The organism is Pseudomonas sp. RC10, assembly GCF_038397775.1.
GTDB lineage: Bacteria > Pseudomonadota > Gammaproteobacteria > Pseudomonadales > Pseudomonadaceae > Aquipseudomonas > Aquipseudomonas bambusae.
Genome location: NZ_CP151650.1, coordinates 2,601,738 through 2,614,937 on the forward strand (window position 1 = coordinate 2,601,738; position 13,200 = coordinate 2,614,937).

A 13,200-nucleotide genomic window follows, 5' to 3' on the forward strand; every position below is an offset into this window, starting at 1 on the left:
TCTCCTTATACGTTGGCCCAGCCCTTGCCGCGCAGATAGTCCGGCACACGGGACAGGTCCGGCAGCGTCGCGTCTGGAGTGTAGTCCGTCAACGGTTTGCGTTTCGTCCCGCGGTCGATCCACACGCAACGAAAGCCCATGCCCTTGGCCGCTTCGAGGTCCAGGTGAGGGCTGGCGCAGATATGCAACACCTCGTCGATGCCGACGCCCAATTGCTGATGCGCATGCCGGAACAACTGATGGTTCGGTTTATAGGCCTGCGCCTGTTGTGCGGTGATAACCCGGTCGATGTGGCCGCCCAGTTGCGCAACGTTGCCCGCGATGATGTCGTCGTCGGTGTTGGAGACGATGCACAGCTGAAAGCCTTGGTCTTTGAGCCATTTCAGCGTGGCCTGCACTTCCGGGAACGGCGGCATCTGGCCGATGCGACGGATCAGCCCCTCGGCGTCTTCGGGCTCACACGGCAGGCCGAGCTCATCCAGCGTGAGCGCCATCGACTGCCGCGAGATGTCGGCGAACGATTGGTGCGGTGGGGTCTGCTCCAGACGGTGTTCGTGACGGTCATAAATCGTGATGAACGCGTCGGTGTCCAGCGTCGCGCTGCCTTTGCGTTCCAGCAGTTCGCGGACATAGCTCAGCAAGCCTTCGTCCCATTGAATCAACGTGCCGTAGCAGTCGAAGGTGATCCAGCGCGGGCGAGTGTAAGTGGAAAGGATCATGGTCGGCTCCGTGAACGGGTGTGTACGTCCACCTTAAAAGCCATGGTCATAATCGTAAAATTAAATTAAATTGCGAAATTAATTCGCTAATCAAATGTTAGAGGTTTGCCATGTTCGACCTCGAATTGTTGCGCACCTTTGTCTCAGTGGTCGATTCCGGCGGCTTCACCAAAGCAGGCGAGCGGGTCAATCGCACGCAGTCCACGGTCAGCCAGCAGATTCGCAAACTCGAAGAGCATCTGGGGCGGCCATTGCTGCTGCGCCAGCGCGCCAGCAAGCACATCGAACTCACGGAAGACGGCGAGCGCCTGATTGGCTATGCACGGCGTCTGGTGTCGCTGGCGCTCGAAGCCCACAGCGTGTTGTGCGGCGGCGACGACTCCGGGGTGGTCAAGCTTGGGGTCCCGGAGGATTTTGACGTGCAACGGCTGATGACGTTGCTGTCCGGCTTCGCGCAGGCTTTTCCGCGGATTCGCCTCGACACCGTCAACGGCCTGAGCGTCGATCTGCACGCCCGGCTGGAGAACAGGGACATCGACCTGGCGCTGATCAAGCGTGATCGCTCACCGAAACAGGAGCCCGCACTGGCCAGTTGGCCGGAACAGGTAAATTGGGTGGCGGGGCGTGGTGTGCAGGTCATCGATGACCCGGTGCCGTTGGTGGTCTATCCGCAGGGCTGCATCTACCGCAACCGCATCGTGCACGCGCTGGAGTCGTCCGGGCGGCGTTGGCGAGTGGCGTTCGCCAGTCAGAGTCTGGTGGGTATTCAGGCGGCCGTGTCGGCGGGGTTAGGCATCAGCCTGCTGCCATCGTCGGCCATGCTCGACGATCATCGGCTGTTGAGCGTGGAGGAGGGGTTTGCGCCCGTGCCACCGAGCGAGCTGGCGCTGGTGAGTGGCAACCGGTTGTTGACCAATGTGCAGCGAACGCTGGTGGATTACATGAAGGCGCAGATGTCCGGCAACTGAGAGGGATCGCTTTTCGTCAGACGAAAAAAATCCGCGCAGGCCCTGTGTTGCGAAGGGCGCCGCGCGGATTGTCTACGACTCTGTCAGTGCATCAGTGTCAGTGCATGAACAGTGCGATCAGAATGATCACTGGAATAGGCACACCCAGGAACCACAGAAGTAATGAGCGCATGATGGATCTCCTTGATCAGCGAATGTTGGCAGTGTTGGTATAGGCACGGGTTTCAACGTAGGTCACGGCGTCACGACGACGGCCACCCCAGATCGCGGCGAGGCTCGCGACGAAGGCGCCGCACAGCAGCGCAACGAAGGTCCACAGGGCGCTGGCAGCCGCGACTTTCGCAGCGGTTTCAGCAGCCTGTTGGGTTTTCAGCTTGGCATCGGCAACGGCCTGTTTGGCCTGACCGTACACTTGGTCAACGCGGGCCTGGGCATCGGCCTGGCTCAGGTTGGTGCGTTGAGCGACCAGTTGCGCGAGGTAGGTACGGTCTTCGGGGGCCAGCTGGCCGTCGTTGGCCAGGGTCTTGGTGAAGATGCGCACCACGACGCCACGGGCTGCGTCGTCGCTGACGGCGGCAGGGCGGTCATCACGGAACAGGTTGTCGACAAAGTAGCCGTACTGGTCACTGCTGGTGTTACCCGCTGCAACCGCTGCAGTACCGGCCACACCGGCTACCGCGCTGGCACCAGCCTTGACACCGCTGCCCACCAGACCGCTGACGGAACCGACGATCAATACTGCCGCCACCAGGGTCGCGATGGCCCAGGACAGGAAACCATGAGCGGTGTCGCGGAAATACACTTCGTCGCCGTGCATGTTCGACCATTTCACGCGCAAACGGCCCGCGATGTAGCCGCCGAGGCCTGAGGCGACGATCTGGGTGAAGGCCAGCCAGACCACAGTGGAAATACCGAGGGTCTTGGCGCTGGCGCCTTCGTTGGCCCACGGCGACATGGCCGAGAAGCCCAGACCCGAGCCCAGCAAGACGAGAATCAGTGATAACGCAGCGGCGCCAGCGGCACCGGCAAGGAGGGCGCCCCAGGACACACCTGAGACGGAGGAGGGTTCTTCTACGGCGGCAGGATAAGAATCAGGCGTGACGTTCATGTTGTGCTGCTCCATGCGAATAATGTGGTACTTCGCTGGTGATCATTGCAGCGGTTGTGCCAGTCGGTCTTGTGCGGATAAGTCGTTATTTATCAATGGGTTGAAAATGTTTAAATATCCGACGTTCATGCAAATTGCATGAAGGGGCGGTACAGCGCGGGCGTTCTGCCCGGTTGCAATAAGTTCAGTCGGATCAGGGGGTTGCAGCGGGTTGTTCGCGTGTTCGGGCAATTCATCGAAACACTCGGGCACATTTTTCCGGAAAAAGTGTCCTATGGACTCAGCCTGGCGCGGGTCGGCATCATCGGAATGACATCTATATGTGCGCTTACGACCTTTCGGTGATGTCTTGATGCCAGTGTTTGGCCTATAGTTTCCGCTCAGCTCCTGTTTCTTCAAGAGGTTAACCGTCATGTTCATACATCGCCCCCTGGAAGAAAAAGACATCCCGGCTATCTGTGACATGCCCCAGAGTGTCGACGAGCTCTTCTACATGTTTCCCAAGGCGGTGTTTCCGCTGACTCCTGCACAATTGAGCGACGCCATCGAGCAGCGTTCGGACAACACCGTCATCGAGCTCAACGGCGAGGTGGTCGGGTTTGCCAATTTCTCCAAATACGATTTTCGAGGTCGCTGCTCTATGGGCAACGTCATCATCGCGCCTCACGCTCGCTCGAAGGGCGTGGGCCGCTACATGATCGGCTGCATGATGGAGCTGGCGTTCGGCAAACACGAAGCCAAAGAGCTGACGGCGTCCTGTTTCAACCATAACGTGCCTGGCCTGCTGTTTTACCCCAAGCTCGGTTTCAAGCCATTTGCCATCGAAGAACGGCTGGACAAGCGCGGCAATCGCGTGGCGCTGATTCACTTGCGCCTGCCTCACGCGTGATCGCGATCAGCGTCATTCGTCGGTACGCTTTCGGGCGACCGACGAATGGCCGGTTTAAAAACCCTTCATCTCAGCACTCACTTCGACCGCACGCCGCGCATGTTCGAGGTAAACCCCGTCAGTATTCCGCTTGTTCGCACCAGTGAAACGTTTTTTCTTTTTCCGCCCTATGCAGTTCCCCAATAGGGTGCACTTTTTTGGCCGGTTGCTTCACTTTTGGGCGAGGCGTATAACTGGGTTATTCGCCAAAAACCCTGAGGTTTAAATGACGAATTGGAGGAAGTAAGCCTCGGCAGACTTTCGGCCGTTAGTTAGGCGGACCACTGTTCATGTGGTAACAGGGAGCGCCTCTGGAGGATATCGCCAATGATTGCATGCACCCTCTCGAACCTTGAATTGCGTAGCATCATAGAAAGTGCGTTTCTGCCCAAGCGTTGCAATTGCACCGTCCTGGACGACACCATGACCGTTGAAGTCATTGACCCCCTCACAGAGCGGGTTGAGCTGCTGGCCAGCGGTATCAAGCTGGACAAGCTGGACACGAGTCGTGCGCTCTGCGAGCTGATTTCTGAATTGCGGGCCGACTTGATCAATACGCAACATTTGCAAAGGCACGCCTTGGCCAGTTGAACAATCTCCGGTTTTTATTGATAGGACGCCCATGACGAGTTCATTGTCTTGGGCGTTTTGCTGTTCAGGAGTTGCTCGGCGTTCGACGTAAAGCTTCTCTAATATTTACGACTTTCTATCTATGTCTTCGGCATCAATAACGGGATGTTCTCATGCGTGCGCAAATGAACGTTATATTCACGCTGGCGCATTCGAATGATGAGAAAATATGAGCGTTTATCGTCCTGAATCATTGGCCCTCCCTCAGCCATGACCGCGGGTGGCACGACGTGCCGGGTCCGCAGAGGAGTGGCATTGCAAAAGCCAGTGGCAATGCGTTGATTTACCTTTTATCTTAGGTCGCCATCGGCGGCGGCATGCCGATCACGATTTGAATTGAGGCCAAGGGGAATGCATGGCTGAGTTTCGGCCCGGAACCACCCAAGCGTTTGCAGAGGGTGAATCCTTCACAAAAATGCTTCGCCGACGCAAGGTGATGATAGGCGTTGGTGCATTGCTGGGCATTGTGCTGGTGTGCGTGGCAGCGATTCTGATCATGCTGCAACGTCTGGAAGCCAGAAATGCCTCGTTTCAGCCTCCGATGACGGAGCTTGAGCGTGAACGCCTGTTGCCGCCCGACCCGATTCTCGACGCCGCGCCCAAGCTCGATGGCTTGCGCTATGGCCGGCAAGACGAGCCCGGTTCGGGCGCAGGAGCCGGCGGATATTCGCCGGTGGAAAACGATACGTCTCAAGAGGGTGGGGCGCTGATCCGCGCTTTGATGCAGCGCACTGACGAATTGCACGCTGAGACCGGCGTGCGTGCCTCGGCCCAACGCCCTCGACATTGATCGTCTAAAAGACCCTCGCCTCCGATCTCAGGCTGACGCCCTTAGTGCGTCCGTCGCCGATGCTCATTCTCGAACAGCAGCCTGAATTGCGCCTCACCGCTGTCTTGCGTCGCGTAATGGTCACGCACAGGACCTGCCTCTATCCGGCCGTCCATCGCGACCCGAATGATCGCTGATTTGGACAGGTAGTCCGGAACGTCGCCGATGATGGTCAGCTCGCGCAAGGTGTGGCCGTCGTGTTCGATCGTCGCCAACCGGACTCTGCACGTCGCCTGCATGGGGATCGGGCCAAACAAGGTGTCCCGTGAGTAATCGATTTCGGCAATGCTGGACCGAAGGTTTTTCTCAGCATTCATGGCGGCGACCTCTATATCCATTCAAAAGTGAGCGTAAGCCTGACAATGGAGCAGGATCTGCTTGAAATAGTTCTTTTTTTTTGCCTGAAAGGGGCGCCATTCATCGGCTGTCAAATTTGGCGTCAGGATTGAGCGCCATTTCGCGCCTCACTAAAACCGGCGTCATTTAATTGCCTGGTATTGACGGCTCATCATTTAATGCGTGTCTTTTGCATTGGCCGCGTCACTACTCGTTATTGGCGGCAGAAAGCCGACTGTTTAGTGCGAAGTAAGCGTCGAACTTTCAATGCACGGCTTCTGGTATTGAGGACCAACATACTGTTTTTCTATTTTAAAAATCGATGGGTTCGCTGCAGGCTGACAGTATTCTGTCGTCAAAATATAAAATCCATATAAATCAGCATGTTGAAAAGTGTAAAAGTCGATGCTGTCATTTTCTCGAAAATTTGACACTTCTCGGGTTTTTTGAAACTATCGCTTTACAGTTTTGATAGTAGCGGGCCTCTAGATAGCCAACTACTTATTAAACTCGGCACCTCAGATGCTGCACCAAGGACGTCCGGCGACAGGGCGGTAGCGTCTCTGAAAATTCATCGCTCGTTTTTTCAACTCATTGACAAACATGCCATTTATGGTGTGCCGATCAGTGGTATCCGGCATTTGAGTAAGTGTCTGTAAACGCATAGATGCGCCACGGAGTACTGCCCCGGGCCGTGTGGGATACGTTTGTTTTAGGCGTTGGCGTACACGGCCACTTGTGACGGTAGTTGCACCCCGAGTTTGTTATCAACTCATTAGTTGTCAGTATCCAGTTCGACATAAATGGAAGTCACGTCAGCGCGGGCAGCGGGTTGTGCCTGTCTTCAGGGTTCAGTCTTCGGGCTGCACTCAAAGCATCGACTAAGTTCGGAGTCAAGATTATGTATGGAGATCATCTGGAAACCGTTTGCGGTTGTGTTGTAGGGGGTGCCGGGCCTGCAGGCATGGGGCTGCTTTTCAATGCATTGAAAAGCGGCGCCATGCCAGAGCTGGCCAAGGAAGGCCTGATCATTGTCGATGCGAGCCCAACACCCGGTACGGGTCGCCTTGGGGATTACCGGATTACCGCGAACTCCGTGGGTGACGTGTTCCTCGACTGTCTTCGCGACCCTGCGCTGCGTGACGTATTCGAGCCGCTTGAGCATTCGCCCGCCTACTGGCGTATCCGCCGACAGGCGCAGAGCGCCCCGCAGTTGGCAGATGTCGCCGAACTGCTGGCGGAAGCCTCGACCCTGGTGCTGAATTTCATCGTCGAACATTACGGCGTCAAGCTGTGGACCAGTACGACGATCACCGAAGTGGTGAGCCATGACGACGAGTATCAGGTGTGGGTCGAGTCCGAGGGGCGTTCCCGGCGTATTCGCTGCCGCGCTGTCGTGCTGAACCTCGGTGGGCGTCAAGACCCCCAGCATTTGCTCGACAGCCTGGCGGATCAAGGCCTCGCCGTCCCGCCGTCATCGCGGGTGTTGAGCGCTGATCTGCTGTTGCGCATGAATGGCGTGCAATTGCGGGATTATTTTGCGCCCACCTTGGCGGGCAAGGGCCGGATAAGCGTAGTCGGCGGTTCGCACAGCGCGTTTTCAGTGCTGGAAAATCTGGCGGACGCGCTGGAATTCGCAGGCCTGACCGAAGTGACGCTGGTGCACCGTTCTCCCATCCGGCTGTTCTACGAGACCGCGCAGGCGGCAACCGATGCCGGTTATGCCTTCGACCCGCTGAGAGACGTGTGCCCGGTCTCCGGTCGCGTCAATCGTTCGGGCGGCTTGCGCTATCGAGCGCTGGACGTCGGACGCGAGGCGCTGGCCAACGGGCACATCGGCAAGACAGGCGTGCGGGTGCAACTGCTGCAAACTCTGAACGGTCCGCAAGGCCAATACGAAGGTGCGCGCCAGGCGTTGCTGGAGTCCGACGTGGTGGTCCAGTGCACCGGTTATCAGCCTTTGTTGCCTGCGCTGAGTTACGCGGGCGGTGGTGCTATCAACCTGATGGCCGTCAAAGGCGGCGTGGATTCCGACCCGTCGGGGTGCCCGCTCGACAGCCATGGACAGCGGCTCTACGGTCTTCACTTGTTCGGCTTGGGTGCAGGGCTGGGCGTAGACCCTCGACTGGGCAGCGAAGCCTCATTTGACGGGCGCATTTATGGCGTCTGGCAGTTCCACCACGATGCCAGCGGAGCCGTCATCGACGCTGTCATTCAGCGCTTGCAGCAGCCTGTGCTGCAACCGGTCAGCCTCAGCCGCAAACAGGTCGTCAGCCGCGAAGAGCAACGTCATCCGTTCCTCTGGCCGGTCTTGGCCAATGCTCAATCCTGATCCGATCTTGCTGCATCGACATCCCGGACCGCCTGCGCGGCCCGGGATTTTTTTTGCCTGCAATATGTTGGTCATCATGAAAGTTTTGGGTAGAGTCGGCGCCATCATCTGTTCCGGGCATCTATTCTGGAGTGTCCGAACACTCTGAGCGTCTCGACGAGGAATCGACAGAACATGCGTATTTTGATCGTGGGTGCAGGTGCGATTGGGGGCTACTTCGGTGGCCGGTTGCTGGAAGCCGGGCGTGACGTAACCTTTCTGGTGCGACAGGGACGAGCAGAAGAGCTGGATCAGAACGGTCTGATTGTTCGCAGTCCGGCGGGTGATATCGATTACCCGTCGCCCCCTCATGTCATGACGTCCATGTTGAACACGACGTTCGACCTGATCCTGCTCAGTTGCAAGGCCTACGACCTCGATGCGGCCATGGACTCCTTCGCCGCCGCAGTGGGGCCGGACACGCTGATTTTGCCGATGCTCAACGGCATGTCTCATCTGGATCGACTGAGTAAGCGCTTCAGCCCGGACAACGTGCTCGGCGGTCTGGCGTTCATCTCGGTGGACCGCGACGCGTCGGGCAAGATTCTGCACTTGAACGAGCTTCATCAGATCACCTTCGGCGAGTTGGAGGGTGCGCGGACGCCGAGAATTCTCAAAGTGGAAGAAGCCCTGTCCGATGCCGGATTCGTCGCCACGCTGAGTGAGCAGATCGTTCAGGAAATGTGGGAAAAGTGGTGTTTCATTGCCACGCTCGCCGGTGTGACGGGATCGCTGCGCGCAAGCATCGGGGACGTGATCGCCAGCGGGGGAGAGTCGTTCATTCTTGAGCTCCTTGCAGAGTGCGGAGCGGTTGCCGCGCAAGCCAGCCACGGCGTTCGGGAGGAAGTCCGCCAACGTTTCCAGACCATGCTGACCGCTCAAGGCTCCAAAATGACGGCGTCGATGCTGCGAGATGTGGAGCGGGGCGCGACCATTGAAGTCGAGCATCTGATTGGTGACATGGTTGCCCGGCGGGGTAGCAAGAAACAGGACGGTCTTTCGCCCCTTGATGTCGTGTACCTGAACCTCAAGTCCTACGAAGCGCGTCGAGTGCGTGAGCAGGGCTGACCGAGCCTTTGTAGAGAACCTGAGCGTGTCCAGGCTTCACCGCGCGTTGAGGCGCGCACGGTCTCTACTGTGGGAGCGAATTCATTCGCGAGACGGCGGCACATCCGACGCATATCCTTCGTCTGGGCCTGTTCGCGAACGGTCCGCTCTCACCCTCAGTCAGGCGTATCCAGGTGGCGATCAGTTACTTCGCTTTCGCCAGTTCCATGATCATCCGCGTCAGCAAGTAGATCCGTGGCGAGACGCTGTCCACTTCGGCGTATTCCTCCGGCGTGTGGATATTGCCGCCGACGATGCCGAAGCCGTCCAGCGTCGGCACGCCCACCCCCGCCGACAGGCTGGCGTCCGCCGCGCCGCCGCTGCCTTCGATGGTCAATTTGCGGCCGATTTCGCCGTAAATGCCTTGCGCCATGTCCACCAGTCTGTCCGATTCCGCCGTCTGCGGCATCGGTGGCAGGCCACGGTCCAGGTGGGTGGTCACTTCGGTTTCCGGAATCAGCTTGTTGGCCGATACGCGCGCCAGGTCTTTTTCGATGCGGTCGAATTCCTCCGGCACCGCTGCGCGTACGTCCGCCTTGGCCGTTGCCTGATCGGGGATCACGTTCACGCGGTCCCCTGCATTGAGTACAGTGAAGTTGATGGTGGTTTTCTTGTCGGCGTCGCCCAAACGGCCCAATTGCAGAATCTGGTGCGCGGCCTCCATCGCCGCATTACGGCCCAATTCCGGCGCGACCCCGGCATGGGACGCCTTGCCTTTCACTTCGACCACCGCCGTCGCGCTGCCTTTGCGCCACACCACCAAACCATCGGCAGGACGACCCGGTTCGAGGTTCAATGTCACATCGTGCTGCTTCGCCACTTTCTGGATCAGCTCCGTTGCGCCCTTGGAGCCTGTTTCCTCACTGGCGTCGAGCAGGAAGGTGATCTGCGCGTAGTCCTTGAAGTCCAGGTTTTTCAGAATCTTCAGTGCATAAAGCCCGGCGACGATCCCGCCCTTGTCGTCCATCACCCCCGGCCCGTACGCGCGGCCGTCTTTGATGTGGAAAGGGCGGGCGGCGGCCGAGCCTTCCTTGAACACAGTGTCCATGTGCGCCATCAGCAGGATTTTCGCCTTGCCGGTGCCTTTGAGGGTGGCGACTACGTGGCTGCTTTTGTCAGGCGCCGTGTTGGGAATGGTCTCGATGGTGGCGCCGAGTTTTTTCAGTTCCTCGACAGTGATTTCCCGTACCTGCGTCAGACCGGGCTCATAGCCGGAGCCCGTGTCGATATTGACGAGACGTTCCAGCAGTTTCAGCGCTTCGTCCTTGTACTGCTCGGCATCGGCTTGCACTTGTTTATGGGGTTCTGCGAGGGCAGCGGGAACGGCCAGAAAGGCGAGGCTCAGAGCGAGGGTACTGGCGAGAAAGGAGCGGGCGAAAGGCAGCGTCATGGGTCGATCCTTGATGTTGTTATGGAAGGTTTCGGTTCATACCCTAGCGGCTTGTACAGGATTGTGCATGTCGAAATGCGACATGGCGGACGGTCCGGCAGCTCGGCAAAAAACGTCGAACCTTTGCCGTGAGCTACCCTCAATACTTCAACATCCGCAGTCAGAGGAGCAGCGCACCATGCCCGTCAAGCACGATTTGTACGCCGATTTGAACATCACCCGGGACGAACTGGGCAAGCATCGGAGCAAAGATGCCAAGCTCAATCAGTTGGTGGATGACTATGAAACGCTTGATGCCGATATCGTCAAGGCAGAGGCGGGGTCTGCGGGGGATGTCTCGGACGACCAGCTTAAGAAGCTCAAGGAAAAACGGTTGCTGGCCAAGGACAAGATCGTCCAGCAGGTCACGTCACTTCACTGATTGGCTTAGGTTCCGATGATCAGTACGGCGGGCACTCTCTGGGGTACTCGCCGTTTTTGTCTGAGCTTCGCGTCTTGAGCGTGAACGTCTCATGGATCCAAAACTTACGCGAAAAAAAACGGCGCCGGGGCATGCGCCGTTTCTTTTTGTCTGTCACCGGGCAGTGGCAGACAACGTACTAAGAAGATGAACCGGGTTGGCTTACTGTTGTGGCTCTTGGTTTGGCGCGATCTCGGCTTGGATACGTTTGTAGATTTCTTCACGGTGTACTGAAACGTTCTTCGGCGCGTTGATGCCGAGTCTGACCTGTAGGCCCTGAACGCCCAGAATGGTGACAGTGATTTCGTCACCAATGTTTATGCTTTCGCCGACTTTGCGGGTGAGTATCAACATAATCTTTTCCTTGATGGCCTCTTGAAGCGCCTCTACCAGGAGGCTGGCGTTAGCCTTTGGGTGGTGGTTATTGCCGAGTGCATCCAAATGCGTTCATCAGTATGACGCCGTTGGTACGTTTTTAATTCCCCAGGTTCATCTTCTTGTCATTGGCGGGGTTTCCCTGAGGCCAACTGGCACACGAATTTTTGCCTGCTTTGGTGCAGTAAGTCCCCTACAGATTGGCTATGACTTCCATAGCCAAATCCGGAGCGGCGCCTATTGCACACTCCTTTCGCATTTATTGCAAAGAACTCGTGCCGGGCGGCGATGAAATTTTTCACTGAATTGCCTGTGCGCGATCTCCTAGAGCAGTGTAGGAGACTTCCGAATTGTGTGACGGCAAAGGGAGAACGCGTGGAAAGAAATAGTGTTATGCCCACCATTTGGGGGAATTGCACGTATAGGACGGCCTATGGAGGGCGCTCAAGCATCGGGAGGGATTCAGAAATGACATGCCCACCGCGAGGGTGGGCATGGGGTGTTGCGAAGCGTGTGCAGCGGTCAGCGGATCAGACCACCAGCGACAACAGCATGATCAGGATGATGCCGACCACGGACAGGATGGTTTCCATCACGGTCCAGGTTTTCAGGGTCTCGACCACGGTCATGTTGAAGTACTGCTTCACCAGCCAGAAACCGGCGTCGTTCACGTGGGACAGGATCAGCGAGCCCGCGCCGGTGGCCAGCACCAGCAGCTCACGGTTGACGCCTGGCACCAGCGCCACGACCGGGGCAACGATACCGGCACCGGTGATGGTCGCCACGGTCGCGGAACCGGTGGCCACACGAATCACCGCGGCTACCAGCCACGCCAGCAGGATCGGCGAGATCTGCGCCTGAACGGCCATATGACCGATCAGGTTGCCGACGCCGCTGTCCACCAGCATTTGCTTGAAGCCACCGCCCGCACCGACGATCAGCACGATGGCCGCGACCGGCGCGAGGCTCTGGTCCAGCAGCTTGATGATCTGCTCGCGGCTGAAGCCACGGGCCGAACCGAAGGTGTAGAACGCCAGCAGCAGGGCGAAGAGCAGGGCGGCGATCGGGTGACCGATGAAGTCCATCCAGATGCGGAAGATGTGGCCGTTCGGCAGCGCCACGTCCGCGAAGGTCTTCAGCAGCATCAGGAACACCGGCAGCAGGATGGTCACCAGCGTGATGCCGAAGCTCGGCAGGTTCTCGTTGGTGGACTCCTTGGCGATCTGGTCCATCAGCTCCTTGTTGGGGTTGCCGGGGATGCGGTTGGCGATCCACTTGCCGAAAATCGGACCGGCAATGATTGCCGTTGGGAACGCCACGATCAGGCCGTAGAAAATGGTCTTGCCGATGTCAGCGTTGAAGATGCCGATGGCCAGCAACGGACCCGGGTGCGGGGGCACCAGGCCGTGAACGGCGGACAGACCGGCCAGCAGCGGGATGCCGATCTTGACGATGGACACGCCGCTGCGACGGGCAACGATGAACACCAACGGGATCAACAGCACGAAACCGATTTCGAAGAACAGCGGGATGCCGACGAGGAACGCCGAAAACATCATGGCCCAATGCACGCGATCCTTGCCGAAGCGGCGGATCAGGGTCTGGGCGATCTGGTCGGCACCGCCGGAGTCGGCCATCAACTTGCCGAGCATGGTGCCCAGGCCGAGGATGATACCGACGAAGCCCAGCACGCCGCCAAAACCGTCCTGGAACGATTTCATGACTTTGTCGACCGGCATCCCGGAGGTCAGACCGAGGAAACCGGCTGCAATGGTCAGTGCAATAAAAGGGTGGACTTTAAACTTGGTGATCAATAGCACGAGGCCAATGATGGTCACCAACGCATCGACGAGTAGATACGTCTCTTGAGTCATACCGAACATGGGGTGTCTCTCCGTTGTATTTTGTTTTTTTGGAGCTACTGCTCAACGCTGTTGTTCACTGCCGTGTGTACTTGAAAAGACAGCGCTATCTTTGTC

General features: G+C 58.0%; 14 protein-coding genes. 7 read left to right on the forward strand and 7 right to left on the reverse strand.

Annotated features, from left to right (window positions below):
• Positions 1-5 precede the first annotated feature (5 nt).
• Positions 6-719 carry a haloacid dehalogenase type II gene (locus AAEO81_RS12120; protein ID WP_341963846.1) on the reverse strand — a complete coding sequence of 238 codons (714 nt, stop codon included), beginning with the start codon at positions 717-719 and terminating at the stop codon, positions 6-8.
• 110 nt (positions 720-829) lie between these two features.
• Between AAEO81_RS12120 and AAEO81_RS12125 the strand changes: the two genes are divergently transcribed.
• Positions 830-1,687: a LysR substrate-binding domain-containing protein gene (locus AAEO81_RS12125; RefSeq protein WP_341963848.1), complete on the forward strand. Its 858-nt coding sequence runs from the start codon at positions 830-832 to the stop codon at positions 1,685-1,687.
• A 187-nt stretch (positions 1,688-1,874) separates the two neighbouring features.
• On the opposite strand, the gene AAEO81_RS12130 is transcribed toward AAEO81_RS12125, so the two are convergent.
• A complete protein-coding gene (locus AAEO81_RS12130) occupies positions 1,875-2,795 on the reverse strand; it encodes a hypothetical protein (protein WP_341963849.1) in 921 nt (306 codons plus the stop codon).
• A gap of 42 nt (positions 2,796-2,837) precedes the next feature.
• Positions 2,838-3,215: a hypothetical protein gene (locus AAEO81_RS12135; protein WP_341963850.1), complete on the reverse strand. Its 378-nt coding sequence runs from the start codon at positions 3,213-3,215 to the stop codon at positions 2,838-2,840.
• Between AAEO81_RS12135 and AAEO81_RS12140 the strand changes: the two genes are divergently transcribed.
• The 3 genes from AAEO81_RS12140 (at position 3,208) to AAEO81_RS12150 (ending at position 5,143) form a co-directional block, all read left to right on the forward strand.
• Positions 3,208-3,684 carry a GNAT family protein gene (locus AAEO81_RS12140; RefSeq protein ID WP_166595095.1) on the forward strand — a complete coding sequence of 159 codons (477 nt, stop codon included), beginning with the start codon at positions 3,208-3,210 and terminating at the stop codon, positions 3,682-3,684. The two genes, AAEO81_RS12135 and AAEO81_RS12140, sit on opposite strands and share 8 nt — an antisense overlap.
• A gap of 366 nt (positions 3,685-4,050) precedes the next feature.
• Complete coding sequence (locus AAEO81_RS12145; RefSeq protein ID WP_166595096.1) at positions 4,051-4,314, forward strand: DUF1652 domain-containing protein; 264 nt, start codon at positions 4,051-4,053, stop codon at positions 4,312-4,314.
• A 394-nt stretch (positions 4,315-4,708) separates the two neighbouring features.
• A complete protein-coding gene (locus AAEO81_RS12150) occupies positions 4,709-5,143 on the forward strand; it encodes a hypothetical protein (protein WP_341963851.1) in 435 nt (144 codons plus the stop codon).
• Positions 5,144-5,184: 41 nt separating this feature from the next.
• Here AAEO81_RS12150 and AAEO81_RS12155 read toward each other — a convergent pair whose 3' ends face one another.
• Positions 5,185-5,499: a hypothetical protein gene (locus tag AAEO81_RS12155; RefSeq protein WP_166595098.1), complete on the reverse strand. Its 315-nt coding sequence runs from the start codon at positions 5,497-5,499 to the stop codon at positions 5,185-5,187.
• 920 nt (positions 5,500-6,419) lie between these two features.
• Here AAEO81_RS12155 and AAEO81_RS12160 point away from each other — a divergent pair.
• Positions 6,420-7,850: a pyridine nucleotide-disulfide oxidoreductase gene (locus AAEO81_RS12160; RefSeq protein ID WP_341963852.1), complete on the forward strand. Its 1,431-nt coding sequence runs from the start codon at positions 6,420-6,422 to the stop codon at positions 7,848-7,850.
• Positions 7,851-8,024: 174 nt separating this feature from the next.
• Positions 8,025-8,957, forward strand: coding sequence for a ketopantoate reductase family protein (locus AAEO81_RS12165; RefSeq protein WP_341963853.1), 933 nt, complete (start codon positions 8,025-8,027; stop codon positions 8,955-8,957).
• Between the two features lie 184 nt (positions 8,958-9,141).
• Here AAEO81_RS12165 and AAEO81_RS12170 read toward each other — a convergent pair whose 3' ends face one another.
• The gene (locus AAEO81_RS12170; RefSeq protein WP_341963854.1) at positions 9,142-10,386 is read right to left on the reverse strand and encodes a M20/M25/M40 family metallo-hydrolase; all 1,245 of its coding nucleotides are present in this window, start codon (positions 10,384-10,386) and stop codon (positions 9,142-9,144) included.
• A 178-nt stretch (positions 10,387-10,564) separates the two neighbouring features.
• Between AAEO81_RS12170 and AAEO81_RS12175 the strand changes: the two genes are divergently transcribed.
• The gene (locus tag AAEO81_RS12175; RefSeq protein WP_166595102.1) at positions 10,565-10,807 is read left to right on the forward strand and encodes a DUF465 domain-containing protein; all 243 of its coding nucleotides are present in this window, start codon (positions 10,565-10,567) and stop codon (positions 10,805-10,807) included.
• Positions 10,808-11,008: 201 nt separating this feature from the next.
• Here the strand turns inward: AAEO81_RS12175 and csrA are convergent, their stop codons facing one another.
• Together csrA and AAEO81_RS12185 are read right to left on the reverse strand one after the other, a co-directional pair.
• Positions 11,009-11,200 carry a carbon storage regulator CsrA gene (gene csrA / locus AAEO81_RS12180; protein ID WP_166595181.1) on the reverse strand — a complete coding sequence of 64 codons (192 nt, stop codon included), beginning with the start codon at positions 11,198-11,200 and terminating at the stop codon, positions 11,009-11,011.
• Between the two features lie 551 nt (positions 11,201-11,751).
• Positions 11,752-13,104, reverse strand: a complete 1,353-nt coding sequence (locus AAEO81_RS12185) for a GntP family permease (RefSeq protein WP_341963856.1) — start codon at positions 13,102-13,104, stop codon at positions 11,752-11,754.
• Between the last annotated feature and the right edge of the window lie 96 nt (positions 13,105-13,200).

Coding starts and splice junctions, on each gene's coding strand:
- csrA (WP_166595181.1), bottom strand. CDS start 11,200: ATGTTGATACTCACCCGCAAAGTCGGCGAAAGCATAAACATTGGTGAC.
- AAEO81_RS12165 (WP_341963853.1), top strand. CDS start 8,025: ATGCGTATTTTGATCGTGGGTGCAGGTGCGATTGGGGGCTACTTCGGT.
- AAEO81_RS12155 (WP_166595098.1), bottom strand. CDS start 5,499: ATGAATGCTGAGAAAAACCTTCGGTCCAGCATTGCCGAAATCGATTAC.
- AAEO81_RS12135 (WP_341963850.1), bottom strand. CDS start 3,215: ATGAACATGACGGTTAACCTCTTGAAGAAACAGGAGCTGAGCGGAAAC.
- AAEO81_RS12125 (WP_341963848.1), top strand. CDS start 830: ATGTTCGACCTCGAATTGTTGCGCACCTTTGTCTCAGTGGTCGATTCC.
- AAEO81_RS12185 (WP_341963856.1), bottom strand. CDS start 13,104: ATGTTCGGTATGACTCAAGAGACGTATCTACTCGTCGATGCGTTGGTG.
- AAEO81_RS12175 (WP_166595102.1), top strand. CDS start 10,565: ATGCCCGTCAAGCACGATTTGTACGCCGATTTGAACATCACCCGGGAC.
- AAEO81_RS12130 (WP_341963849.1), bottom strand. CDS start 2,795: ATGAACGTCACGCCTGATTCTTATCCTGCCGCCGTAGAAGAACCCTCC.
- AAEO81_RS12140 (WP_166595095.1), top strand. CDS start 3,208: ATGTTCATACATCGCCCCCTGGAAGAAAAAGACATCCCGGCTATCTGT.
- AAEO81_RS12145 (WP_166595096.1), top strand. CDS start 4,051: ATGATTGCATGCACCCTCTCGAACCTTGAATTGCGTAGCATCATAGAA.
- AAEO81_RS12160 (WP_341963852.1), top strand. CDS start 6,420: ATGTATGGAGATCATCTGGAAACCGTTTGCGGTTGTGTTGTAGGGGGT.
- AAEO81_RS12170 (WP_341963854.1), bottom strand. CDS start 10,386: ATGACGCTGCCTTTCGCCCGCTCCTTTCTCGCCAGTACCCTCGCTCTG.
- AAEO81_RS12120 (WP_341963846.1), bottom strand. CDS start 719: ATGATCCTTTCCACTTACACTCGCCCGCGCTGGATCACCTTCGACTGC.
- AAEO81_RS12150 (WP_341963851.1), top strand. CDS start 4,709: ATGGCTGAGTTTCGGCCCGGAACCACCCAAGCGTTTGCAGAGGGTGAA.